Here is a 12,416-nt window from a genome sequence, read left to right on the forward strand (position 1 = left end):
TTTCTTTTGGTAAAAGGGTATCGCTATCCTTTGATTCCGCCAGCCGTCACACCGCCCACGATGTATTTCGATAGAAACAGGTAAATCAGTAGCAAAGGAATAATACTTAATGAAATCCCTAGATACATACTGCCAAATTCAGTACGGTAAACATCAGTTTTCAGCAATTGGACCAGCATCGGCAACGTATACTTTTCCGTATCGTTGATCAAGATCAAGGGCATCAAGAAATTATTCCACGAGGTCACGAACGAGAAAATCGCCATGGTGGCTAAGCCCGGTTTCATCAAGGGCAACATGATGCGATGGAAAATTTTGATCTCGCCGGCTCCGTCCAAACGAGCAGAATCTGCCAAATCAGGATGATAGATCGTTTCTAAGTATTGCTTTAAGAAAAAAACGGTAGCAGGTGATGCGATCGCTGGTAAAATCAATGGCAGAAAATTATTTAAGAGCCCTAAGCGATTCATAAATTGATAAAAACCGATCATGCTAATTTGCTGAGGAATCATGATCAGCCCAAGAATGACAGCAAACAGGACTTTCTTGCCACGAAACTCATAGGCGATCACGCCATAAGCTGTCAATGCCGAAAAATATACATTGAGAACGGTAGCGCCAGCCGCAATCAAGAAACTATTTTTAAATCCATTGAAAACATTGAAGCCTCTGCCCATTAAGACGGACCAGTTGTATTGGAGATTACCGCCAGGCCACAAGGACAGCCCTTGCTGGATCTGTTCTGCTGAACGGGTCGCATTGACTAAGACGACCCAAAACGGCAGAATACTTAAGATGGTCAGCAACACCAAAAAGACATAGATCAACAATCGTTTTGCCCGATAGCTATTTTCCATTTATTTTCGCCCCACTTTGCTATTTTCTTTGAAAAATTGAAACAATAACGTGCTTAATACGATTGAAAGTACCAGTAATAGCACCGACGCGGTTGCGGCAACGTTGAAATTCCGACTCCCGGTAAAGGCTTGGTTGTAGATAAACATCGTGATCGTTAAGACACTATTGTTGGGATTGCCGTTTGTCAGCAAAAAAGGAATGTCGAACATTTGCAAGCCGCCAATCAAAGACGTCACCAATGTATAAAGCAAGATTGGTTTTAACAAAGGCAGCGTGATCTTGCGGAAAATTTGACCATCATTGGCTCCATCGACCATTGCTGATTCAAAAAGAGCATCATCAATGCTCAAAATGCCCGAAACCAAAACGATCGTGGTCTGACCATACCACATCCAAAATTGGATAAAGGAAACGATCAGCCGAGTGCCCGTTTCACTACGGAAAAAGTCATAGGGCTGGTCCAAAACACCGAAATGCTGCAAGACTAGGTTGATCGGACCTAACGGAAAACTGAACAAAACGAAAAATAAGATTGCTACTGAAGCGGCAGTAATGATGTTGGGTAAGTAAAAAGCGACTTTGAAGAAGCCTTTCCCCCGCAAGCGCAACTTGATATTGGTAAACCATGCCGCCAGCAACAGAGCCAAGCCAATTTGAGGGACAAAGTTTACGCCCCACAAAATAAAAGTATTGCTGATCGATTTTAAAAATAATGGGTTGCGAAAAATCGCAAAATAGTTATCCAGTCCGACAAGATTGGCAGCTGGATTCCACCCTTTTAGATCTGTAAAGCTCAGGTAAATCGTATAGAGAATTGGATAAAGCTGAAAAACCAAGAATGCTAGAAAAAATGGTGCGATAAATAATAGCCCATAGCGATGATACTGTTCAAATCTTCTCTTATTCTGCATCGTAATCCCCCTGATATTTTTTTCTTCTACTGTCAACTTCTGCCTGTAAAGACAAGCCATTTAAGCAGCGCATAGTACCTAGAAAAGGTTGAAACCGACCCCGTCTTCGGTGCCGGTTTCAACAACACCTAATCTACTTGAACATCTGGATAAGCATTGACGACCGCATCTTTAAAGTTTTGGATCGCCGTTTCCTGATCCACTTCACCTTTTGAATATGGTGTCAAACAACTATCCGTAAAGAGGGTTTCAATCGTTTGGTCATACTCGGTCAGAATTTTCGCGTTGATGTCTTGAACCATATCGGCAAATTCTGCATAGTGGTTTTGACCGCCTAAAAATTCCTCTTGGTATTCGCTTTTAATTTCTTCAACGACTCGCTCATTTGATACAAAATCACCGGTATCTTCGGCCCATTGTTTTAAAAATGCTTGATCTGTGGTCAAGTAAGCCACCAATTGCGCCGCTTCTTCTTGCATCTCAGAATTTGCCGTAGCACCGATCCATGTGCCGCCCCAGAACCACGACGACGGTCCTTGGATCATGCGCCAGTCCCCTTCTGTTGAGCTGGAGTTATCGGCAGCTGTCGCATTTGGTTTTAACCAATAGTGCAGCCCCCATGTCGGCAAACTATAACCGAATACATTGTCGCCATTCATTCCAGCAAACCAAGCTTCTGATTGTCCTTCTGTATCTTGTGTCAGGCCTTCTTCTACAAATTTTCGTGATATATCCAACAAATCATACAAACTGTCGTCGATCACTAATTTACCGTCTTCAACCCAGCCATGTTCGCGTTGACCATAAAAAGGCTTCGCCAAATCTTGGACACTAGAGATCATATAGGTGGTTCCACCACTTTTTTCTTTGACTGCTTTGGCTTCCTCATAGAACTTGTCGTAGTCTGACAAGGCCGCTTGCGCAGCCGCTGGATCATCGATCCCTAGCAGCTCTTCTGCCATCGACGCCCGGTAATAAAACCCGCCAGGAGCAGCTTGCCAAGCCAAGGCATGAAGAACCCCGTCTTTTGAAGTTCCTACGTCTTTGACATATTGATACGTATCTGCCGCGGCTTCATCAAGTCCCAGTGAACCAAGGTCTGCCATCATCCCTGATTCCACATATTTTTTGACAAAGGCAGATTCTAAAGCAATCACATCTGGTGCATCTTTGGAACCGAGAATCGGATCGAGCTTGGTCTCGAATTGGTCAGAAGGAATCTCCACGATCCGAATGTCATAGGCCAAATCGTCATGCGCCGGCAAATAGTAATCATTGATCATCGTTGATAATTCTGAAGTAAAGGTCCAAACCACGAGTTCATCCTTGCCACTACTTCCTGATGCGCTGTTATCCGAGCCGCTGTTTCCTGAACCATTCCCGCAGCCACTAAGCATAAAAGCCGCTAAGCTAGCCACTGACGCTGTTTGTAAGACCCGTTTCCAATTTTTCATCTTTCTTCCTCCTCGATTTTTTGATAGTCAAATGAATCAAAATCAGCCGCCAAACGATTACCAGTCGTATCGATCGCAAACATCCCCACAAAAGCCCCCGTAAAGAACCCACCGTAATGTTCTGCCACATAGTCGTCAGACAATTGCAAGCTGTCAAATAGCTGATCGATGACCTGCCACTCTTTTTGATCAAACGAGTACGCGTATTGATAGTGGGCATAATGAACGATCGTTTTGAAGTAGACTGTTTGTACATCGGCTGGTATCACAACTTCTGGTGCTTTTTGACTCTTCAGTTGGCCCTTTTCGCTTGCCAATACAGTGATGATTCTGCCTTTCGTCTCATCATGAGTGATGTAGATCGCCGACCAGTTTTGTGTATTGTAGTAATTCGTCATGCCTGCTAACTGTAGAAACGAGGTCGGTGAAAATTCAACGGCAGTCGTTGCTTCGAAACGAAAATCGCTCCATCTTCTTGCCACCAGTGCTTGATGGAACAAGGAATTGAACGACTCTCGCCCATACAAGCGCAAGTACCCTGGTCGTGCGGTCAAACTACCGATTTCCTCAGAAAAAGGAATCCGCAAGGTTTGAAACACTGGTGCCAACGACGCCTCTTCAAAATCATTAAAGCCTGATTCTGTTTCCCACGGATGTTCGGGCAGCTGTGGCTGTGGGACTTCCTCTTTTGGAAAGTTTCCGCCTGTGATATACGGCCAATCATTTTCCCAATAAACAGACTGGATCGCTGTTTCTCGTCCGAGCGGGCAATAGCCGCGATTTTCTAAGAGGGGCGTTTCGGGATACTTCAGCGCTCGCCCTGTTAAGTGAACAAAATACCATTCATCGGTCTGCGTTTTCACAAATGAACCATGGCCAGCTTTTTGTAGCAGGATCTCTGGCTGTCCCCAGGAACTGATCAGAGGGTTTTGAGGATGAACTTCATAAGGCCCTTCGATGTGCGTCCCACGAGCGATGGTACTTGCATGTTCAAACTTGGTGCCGCCTTCTGCCGTCAATAAATAATAATAGCCGTTCACTTTATACATAACCGGTGCTTCCGTCAATTTGCGCTCTGTTCCTTTGAAGATGATTTTGGGCTGCCCCACCAATTTCTTGGCTTGCCAATCAAACTCTTGGAGAGAGATCCCATAAAAGGAATGGTTTGTCGGACGATAATCCCAAACCATGTTCAGAAAATATTTTTTGCCGTCGTCGTCATGAAATAACGAGGGATCGAAACCAGAAGAATTCATATAGATTGGTTCTGACCAATCCCCATCAATGGTTTCACAGGTGATCAAATAATTGTTCACATCTTTCCAACTATTAGATTGTGTTTTGACATCTGAATAAATCAACCAAAAACGACCATCACTGTAACTTAAGTTTGGCGCCCAAACACCCCCAGAATCTGGGTTTCCCAGCATATTCAACTGACTGACACGATTGACTGGTGTACTGATCAAGCGCCAGTTCTTCAAATCCTTCGAATGGAAGATGCGCACACCTGGAAACCATTCAAAGGTCGACGTAGCAATGTAATAATCTTCACCTGCACGACAAATACTCGGGTCTGGATGAAAGCCTGTTAGTATCGGATTGGTAATCAAAAAAATTTCCTCCTCTTTCCCTTTTTGGCATTTTGTGATTCAACTGAGTGTCAGTAGGAATGAGCTTCATTCAGTTAGTAAGTTTTCTTTACTAATATACCTAACAAAAAAAAGAAACTTACTGCTGCAGCTCATTTTAAAAATATTCACTAATCATTGTTCTATTTACTTTCTTCAGCTGAACTGTCATAATTATAGAATGAAATCGCTATCATTCACAGGACGATTTCCACACAACGATAGACAAAAAATGGAGGATAGATCGCGTGACCATTTTAGAAGAATACCATTTCGGCGAATACCTAGGCGTTTCCAGTTACCATCCCTACTCGCTTAATTACATGGAACATTTTCATCGTTCCTTTGAATTGCTTTTTTGTAGTGATGGCGAAGCGGTTGTCAAAATCGAAGAAAGTCCCTATGTCCTTACGACAGGCCAAGTGTTATTAGTCATGCCTTATCAGACTCATGCCATTGAAACCCCTAAGGAATCACAATTGCATATTCTGGTGTTTTCACCTGAGTATATTCCAGATTTTTACGCCAAAACGAAAGATTTCGCTTTGTCAGATCCGGTGATCACCATTGATTCCTCTGTTGCCAAGCAGCTCTACTATCCTTTATTTGAAACGGATTCCCTCTATTTACGAAAATCGGCACTGTATCAAGTCCTTTACCTTTTTGAACACCAAACGACTTTATTACCAGCCAAAAATCAAGAGGATATCCTGATCCAGCTACTTGTTTACATCGAATCCCACTTCAAAGAAGAACTGACGCTCGAAAAACTAAGCAGCAGTATCGGTTATAGTAGCGTCTACGTTTCCAGAATGATCACTGAGAAATTGAAAAGCACCTTTCCTCGGCTTTTGAATCAAGCAAGAATTCGCCATGCCTCTTTTTTGCTGACCCATAGTCTCTTGCCGATTACGGAAGTAGCAGAACAAGCAGGCTTTCAAAATGTGCGAACCTTCAATCGAAATTTCAAAGCATTGACCTCACTGACGCCAAAAGAATACCGTTTAAAACACAATGCTCATTTTTCGTTGCTGAAGGAATAGCGTAAAAAAGCAGCTTCACTTAGCTGTAAAGTGAGCTGCTACAATCTTATTCGTTTTTCTAGTCAGCCTTTTGCCTCATTCCCAGAAACTAGTGAAAAACGCTCTAACTCCCCCTTCTTCATAGAGAAATGAGCAGGAAAAAAACAATTGCAAAAATGAACCTTTGTTGTTTTACTGATTCCACAAAACTATGCCTGTTTTAAAACACCGTACTTTCTTGCTTCATACCCTTTTGCTTTGTCGATACTTCTTGGAATATCGATCAATCCCAAGAAAAATGATTCACGACGAGCCAGTCTTTGACTTCCGTCAGATCAGAAAAAGTTTCCACCTGTGCAGCTACTTCTTGCTCAAGTTTTGGCTGTTTAAGCAAAGGATACTTCCCATTTTTCTTGACTGGCAAAGCACTCAAATCATCCGCAATCAGAAAAGCTGGGATCTCAGCTTGTTTTGCGGCTTTTATGCCAGCTAGAGAATCTTCTAATACTAAGGCTTCTTCAGGCTTTACGCCTAATTGTTGGCAAGCTGTTAGAAAGATTTCTGGATCAGGTTTGCCCTTTCGCACTTGATCCCCAGAAACCACCGTATCAAACCAATCTGGCATCTGTTCCATTTCAAAGTACGCCTTGATTTTTTCTTTCGATGAAGAGGATGCCACGGCTATCAAGCAATCTTGTTTTTTTTAAGCTTCCAACAGTTCAAGAAGGCCGGGCTTTTTGAATACCCGTTTTTCTTCAGCTAAAATCACTTCTTTCTGACGATTCATCGCTTCTCGCCACCGATCCGTCGGTACTTGATTGCCATAAAGTTTCTGCATCCCTATACGAATATCTGCTTCCGTTCTGCCAGTCAGGTAATAATAAACTTCTTGGCAAACTTCAAAATCATATTCCTCCGCGGCTCTTAAATAAGCGCGGTAAGCTAGACGACCTGTTTCAAACATCAAACCGTCCATATCAAAAATCACCAGTTTTATCTTTTTCATCCTATAACCTCCTTTACTTTTCTGCGAATAAAAAAGCAATGGTACCAAAATCCTTTGGCACCCATTGCTTCACCTTGTTTATTTACAGCTGACTGCTCAACTTAGCAATGATTTTACATGCGCCAAATGGCTGTCAGCCTTTTCCCGACCTTCTTTTACTAGTGATTCTGAAAGAATGAAGGAGCCGCCAACTGCTAGCACTTGCGGATCAGATAAATAGTCTTGCATATTTTCGAGGTTGATTCCGCCAGTTGGGACAAATCGAATATCATAAAATGGACCGCTGAGGGCTTTGATCGCCGGCAAGCCCCCGTAGATATCCGCGGGGAAAAATTTCACAACTGATAAGCCATAAGCCACTGCTCGTTGAATGTCATTTGGGGTAGCTGTTCCTGGAAACACTGGAATGTTTTCGGCAAGACAAAATTCCACCACATCAGGTACAAGAGCAGGGGAAACAATAAAGCGCGCCCCTTTCTCAACTGCTGCTTTCGCTTGTTCTAAGGTGCGCACCGTGCCTGCGCCTACGATCAATTTGCCTGATTGAGAGAGTTTTTCAATCGCTGCTAAAGCAAGGTCACTGCGGAAGGTCACTTCAATAAAGGGTAGTTCATGTTCGATCAACAGTGATTCTACTACTGGCAAATAGGTAAGATCTGTTGCAGTGTAAAGAGGCAATACCCTTGTTTTTGCCAATTGTTCATCGAGTGTCATACACTCTTTCCTCCCTTCGTTTCCTTCGATTGCATTTGTTCTTTCAAGACGGCTTCATGAAGCCCTTGAAGATAACTGATCCCAATCGCGCGATCATACAGACCATAGCCTGGCATCGCCACTTCCCCCCAGATCGTCCGCCCGTGATCTGGACGGATGACGCCATCAAAACCGATCTCAACCAAGGCTTTCATGATGGCATACATATCTAATGATCCTTCGGTGGACAGATGGGCGGACTCTTTAAATTTACGTTCCCCCATAAACAACACATTGCGGAAATGAACAAAGTTGATGCGTCCTTTTAAGGCATGAACGATCTCCACCATGTCGTTTTCTGGATCGGCACCTAACGAACCGGTGCACAACGTTACCCCATTATAAGGCGAATCCACGATGGCCATGATTTTTTTCAAATCCTCTAAATTTTTGGTGATTCGTGGCAAGCCAAAAATTTCCCAAGGTGGATCGTCGGGATGGATCGCCATTTTCACATCTACTTCTTCACACACAGGAATGATCCGCTTTAAGAAATAGCTTAAGTTATCAAAGAGGATCTCTTGAGTGACCCCTTCATAAGTTGCCATCAAACGCTGGAACTTTTTCAGTCGTTCTTCTTCCCAACCTGGTAATTTAAAGCCTTTTGATTGGCTATGGATCAGCGTATACATCTCACTAGGTTCCATATCATCCACAACGGCTTGATCATAGAGCAAAGAGAAGCTGCCATCCTCGTTTTGATAAAATAGATTTGTTTTTGCCCAGCCGAAGATCGGTTTGAAGCTATAGCAGATCATATGTACATCACAAGCTGCTAAATTCCGAATTGTTTGAATATATTGATCGATGTAGTGATCCCGTTCCTCTGTTCCGGCTTTGATCGCATCGTGGATCGCCACACTCTCAATCCCTAATAGTGAAAGATGCTCTTTTTCAATTGATGCTTTTAGTGCGTTGATTTCGGAAATCTCCCAGACATCTCCGGGCATTTTATTCAGAAGTGTTCCTACAATGCCGCGCATTCCTGGAATTTGTCGAATATTCGTTAACGGGATCGTATCCCCTTCCCCGTACCATCGAAACCCCCATTGCATTTGCTGTCATCCTTTCGTTTTTAAAAATCATCGTCCTCATCAGTTTCTTCGCTACTATCACCTGCTGAAGAATTGTGCCAAAGCGCTACACTATTTTCTCCTTGCTGGATCACTGCTGCTACCGCCTGTTCAATCGGTGTTGCCAAAAATTGGTGATTGATCGCTTCTAATACCATCGGCAGATTCACTCCGCCGATCACATACGTCTTTTCCTGAAGAGGTTCTTCTAATTGATTGATCGTTACAACCGACTGATTGTAGGGACTCGCACTCAATAGATCAGCAAACACCACTACACCGTCCCCTTGATCTGTTTCGTGGATCGCTTCATGGATTTTGTTTCCCAGAAGTTGAATATCCTCTCCGTGGTTCAAATTAACGACCGCAATATTTTCGACACTGCCCATGATCACCTCTGCAGCATCTTTAAAACCAGTACTCAGCTGTCCGTGAGTTGCCAATACGATTCCTAACAAATGTTGTTCCTCCTTTTTCGCTTCCTAACCAAATAACGCAAGGACTTTTTGCATATTCCTACTATTCAGCTCTTTTTGCTTTAATTGTTTTCTAGGCAACACATACGTCTGATCCTGCTGCTTTTCTGCACAAAACAGATAGTTGATGCTGCCCATCGCTTCACTACTGTGTTCGATCGCCAGCTGCTGCAGTTGCCCTTCATTGAATTGCTTGCCGATAGCTCGAATCGGAGCATCGGCGCCGATAGAATCTAAATAATAAATCTTCGCATTCGGCCCTACTGAATCACGTAACACTTCCAACCCGCGTTCTCCAAAACTTCCTTCATCAAGAAACGCAAAAGCAGTCGCTGTTTGACTGTTTTGACTGATCAGTGACAGCAGCGCTAAGATAGAGGAGGTATTGCGGGTTAGATTTTGCTCAAATCCTGCCCCGCGGCTTACGCGATTTAATAGCAGAAAATAAATACCGACTCCTAAAGCAAAAAGCGCTGTTTGCCATGACAACAAGGGAAATCTCCCTGATGCAAAGTGGATATAAAGCCAGGTACCTAACAACCCAAAAAAAATCATCACTGCTGAAGCAGTCAGAATAAATTGATTTGTTTTAAGCCCTTGCTCCTGCCGATCAAAAAAATGGTAATCGCCGAAATGCTGTGGCGGTGTATCATAATATGTGCAGATGATCCGTTTTGCTTTGGTCAGATCGCCAACATACAAATTGCGTGAGGCGTTTTTTTTCGTGTGATCATACTCGATCACCTGAAGATCTTTGCGAAACGGAATGATATCTGCGATGAGTGCCTTCAAAAATCTTTGTTTGCTTTTATCCGTGGAACGCGATCGGTAGACATACCGATAACGAAAAAGCCAATCACGAAATGTTTCTGTTTGATTCATGGCGGATTCTCCTATTCACAAATTACTGACAAGGAAGGAGGAACTCTATTTTTTATAAGATCCTCCGCCTTCCTCTTCAACAGATGACGAACGCGCTCAATGATTACAAATTGAACTGCTTCAACACATCTTTAAGCGTTGATTTCGGTGCAGAAGGTGTTGCTTGAAAATAGATTGATTCCACACCGTACGCTTCGTTCATTTCTTTGAGTTTTTGCGCATCAGCTTGATTTAAATAAACAGATTTTGTTACCAAGAGATCTTTCTCGGGATCTTTTTGGGCGATACCGCCTATGTTCAATTCTTTCATTGGCACGCCGTGTTTGACTAAGTCGTACATCACACTGACGGTTTTAGCGATCAAAATACAGTTGTAATCTTTGAAGTTGTATTCATCCCAGTAAAATTTGGCTTTTTCTGGTGTAACGACGATCGTTTTTTGCCCTGTGCGGCTACCGGCATTTTTGTATAATTCCCGCATGAACTTATCCTTAGCTACTACCTCATCCACTACAAAAATCGAGTTGACTCCGCTTTTTTGTGACAAAGTCATCATGACCTGCCCATGGATCAATCGTTCATCTACTCGTGCTAAATTTACTACACCCATTTTTTCCACTTCCTTTTCTTATAAAATACCGACACCGGCTAAAATAATCAGAATCAAGGTCAGCCATAGTAATGCTTGCGTGACTTTTAATCCTTTCTTTGTATAGAACCAGTAGACGCCCATTACAACTGCTAACGGCAAGATCCCTGGTACAATCTGATCAAGGATATCTTGGATAATAAATTCTCGTCCAGAAATATCAAACTGTAGCGAAGAACTGACTTTGACATAGTTTCCAGCCAGAACCCCCATCATAAATAAACCGAGAACCGACAGTGTTTCAATTGCGGTTTGGACGCCTGTACTCTGCATCAAACCAGTTGCATTGCGCCCCATCGAAAATGCTTGACGGGCGAAAAACATTCCTAGAGAAACTTGATACAGTGCAAAGCAAATGAATGGGAACAACGCACCTAGTGGACTTCCTTGCTGTGCCCAAGGAACAGCAATCGCAATAAAGATATATTGAACGGTTCCTGAGTCGATGGCATCCCCGATTCCTGCTAAAGCACCCATCAAACCAGCTTTCGTGTTGTACATTAGATCATCTTGCATCAAAATCTCTTTTTTCTCATGCTCTTCCTCGGCCCGCTGTTGTTCCATTGACGACATCAGCCCAGTGATGACTCCGCCCCCCCAACTCAGCTGGGTATTGAAAAACAGCAGTTGGCGTTTGTAGGCAGCTTTCAGTGCCTCATCGTCTTTGTAAAGTTTGCGCAAAATCGGCATCATGGCGTATAAAAGCGAGGGTGATAAATACCGTTCAAATGAATGCGGGATCTCATTGGCGAAATGCCATCTTAGGTATGCTTTTGTGACATCTTTCTTCGTGATTTCTTCTGGTGCGCCTTGCGCTTTTTGAATTGTTTCGGTCATTACTGCTCCTCCTTATCGATTAGAACCCGTCATCATAGTCATCGTCATCATCAAAGGATGGTGATGCTGTATTCGTTTCTGGGGCTGGGACCAATTTTCCTTTTTGTGACTGAACAAAAATCAACGCGATCAAAATGCCAAAAATCGCATAGGTGACCATGGTAATTTCCAGCGAACTGAAAACTACACTCATGAAATAGGCCAAGAAGAAAAAGACCATATAATCTTTTCGACCGATCACATAGACGGTAGTTGCAATCCCGATCGCTGCCAATCCTCCGCCGACTACTTCTAAAATATGAATAACGACTGTCCCCTCAAGAGCATTGATGACATCAGCAATCAGTGGAGCGCCTAAATAAAGTGCAATAAATACCAGCGGAACAAATAAAATAAATGAAGCCAGCGTTGGGTATAAAATAATTGAACGCGTCATTGCCTTGGCATTAAGATCTTCTACTGCTTTATCCGTATACTTTCCTAAGAAGGTATTGATAAAGAAACGGAACTGATACAAATAACTCCCTAGCAACCCAACAGGAACGGCAACAGCAATCGCTGCTTCTGGTTGCAGATTTCCTAGCAAAGCTACCGGTACGGCAATCGCCGCAGCAATCGAAGGTTCCGCTGGCATGGATCCGCCAGGAGAAAATACCCCCATGTAAATCATTTGTAAAGCGGCAGTAACGATCATGGCTTGAGCCACATTTCCCATCACCAGTCCGACAACTAATCCCGTCATCAATGGTGAAAAACGTAAAGTCAGTGTGGCGCCTCCGCCGAGCCAACGAGACATGACTGCTGCAACCCATAGCGCAATCAGTAAACTTTGTGTAACACTTAATGTATCCATTTTTCCTCCTC

General features: G+C 43.3%; 12 protein-coding genes and 1 pseudogene. 1 reads left to right on the forward strand and 12 read right to left on the reverse strand.

The genetic code is table 11. From position 1 onward, the window contains the following. Positions 1 to 23 precede the first annotated feature (23 nt). From IGK61_RS14495 to IGK61_RS14510, 4 genes are all read right to left on the reverse strand, one after another. On the reverse strand, positions 24 to 857 hold the full coding sequence (locus IGK61_RS14495; RefSeq protein WP_005228444.1) for a carbohydrate ABC transporter permease: 834 nt from the start codon (positions 855 to 857) through the stop codon (positions 24 to 26). After that, complete coding sequence (locus IGK61_RS14500; RefSeq protein WP_015510298.1) at positions 858 to 1,769, reverse strand: carbohydrate ABC transporter permease; 912 nt, start codon at positions 1,767 to 1,769, stop codon at positions 858 to 860. It lies immediately after the preceding gene. Positions 1,770 to 1,897: 128 nt separating this feature from the next. Continuing rightward, on the reverse strand, positions 1,898 to 3,223 hold the full coding sequence (locus IGK61_RS14505) for an ABC transporter substrate-binding protein (RefSeq protein ID WP_074535427.1): 1,326 nt from the start codon (positions 3,221 to 3,223) through the stop codon (positions 1,898 to 1,900). Next, positions 3,220 to 4,836 (reverse strand): glycoside hydrolase family 43 protein, encoded by a 1,617-nt coding sequence (locus tag IGK61_RS14510; protein WP_074535426.1) that lies wholly within the window; start codon positions 4,834 to 4,836, stop codon positions 3,220 to 3,222. The genes IGK61_RS14505 and IGK61_RS14510 overlap by 4 nt, the downstream gene beginning before the upstream one ends. 266 nt (positions 4,837 to 5,102) lie before the next feature. Here IGK61_RS14510 and IGK61_RS14515 point away from each other — a divergent pair, with 266 nt between their 5' ends. After that, a complete protein-coding gene (locus IGK61_RS14515) occupies positions 5,103 to 5,897 on the forward strand; it encodes a helix-turn-helix transcriptional regulator (protein ID WP_074535425.1) in 795 nt (264 codons plus the stop codon). Between the two features lie 262 nt (positions 5,898 to 6,159). On the opposite strand, the pseudogene IGK61_RS14520 reads toward IGK61_RS14515, so the two are convergent. The 8 genes and pseudogenes from IGK61_RS14520 to IGK61_RS14555 form a co-directional block, all read right to left on the reverse strand. Continuing rightward, a pseudogene (locus IGK61_RS14520) lies at positions 6,160 to 6,882 on the reverse strand (HAD family hydrolase). Between the two features lie 96 nt (positions 6,883 to 6,978). Continuing rightward, positions 6,979 to 7,596 (reverse strand): bifunctional 4-hydroxy-2-oxoglutarate aldolase/2-dehydro-3-deoxy-phosphogluconate aldolase, encoded by a 618-nt coding sequence (locus tag IGK61_RS14525; protein ID WP_074535424.1) that lies wholly within the window; start codon positions 7,594 to 7,596, stop codon positions 6,979 to 6,981. Further along, positions 7,593 to 8,690, reverse strand: a complete 1,098-nt coding sequence (gene uxuA, locus IGK61_RS14530; RefSeq protein WP_074535423.1) for a mannonate dehydratase — start codon at positions 8,688 to 8,690, stop codon at positions 7,593 to 7,595. The genes IGK61_RS14525 and uxuA overlap by 4 nt, the downstream gene beginning before the upstream one ends. A gap of 20 nt (positions 8,691 to 8,710) precedes the next feature. Then, a complete protein-coding gene (locus IGK61_RS14535; RefSeq protein ID WP_005228436.1) occupies positions 8,711 to 9,166 on the reverse strand; it encodes a PTS sugar transporter subunit IIA in 456 nt (151 codons plus the stop codon). 24 nt (positions 9,167 to 9,190) lie between these two features. Next, on the reverse strand, positions 9,191 to 10,066 hold the full coding sequence (locus IGK61_RS14540) for a hypothetical protein (protein WP_074535422.1): 876 nt from the start codon (positions 10,064 to 10,066) through the stop codon (positions 9,191 to 9,193). 103 nt (positions 10,067 to 10,169) lie between these two features. After that, the gene (locus IGK61_RS14545; protein ID WP_005228434.1) at positions 10,170 to 10,676 is read right to left on the reverse strand and encodes a PTS system mannose/fructose/N-acetylgalactosamine-transporter subunit IIB; all 507 of its coding nucleotides are present in this window, start codon (positions 10,674 to 10,676) and stop codon (positions 10,170 to 10,172) included. Between the two features lie 18 nt (positions 10,677 to 10,694). Beyond that, positions 10,695 to 11,552, reverse strand: a complete 858-nt coding sequence (locus tag IGK61_RS14550; RefSeq protein WP_074535421.1) for a PTS system mannose/fructose/sorbose family transporter subunit IID — start codon at positions 11,550 to 11,552, stop codon at positions 10,695 to 10,697. A 19-nt stretch (positions 11,553 to 11,571) separates the two neighbouring features. Further along, positions 11,572 to 12,405 (reverse strand): PTS mannose/fructose/sorbose/N-acetylgalactosamine transporter subunit IIC, encoded by an 834-nt coding sequence (locus IGK61_RS14555; protein ID WP_005228432.1) that lies wholly within the window; start codon positions 12,403 to 12,405, stop codon positions 11,572 to 11,574. Positions 12,406 to 12,416: the final 11 nt, after the last annotated feature.

Source organism: Enterococcus sp. AZ063, assembly GCF_051715045.1.
Classification (GTDB): domain Bacteria; phylum Bacillota; class Bacilli; order Lactobacillales; family Enterococcaceae; genus Enterococcus_D; species Enterococcus_D casseliflavus.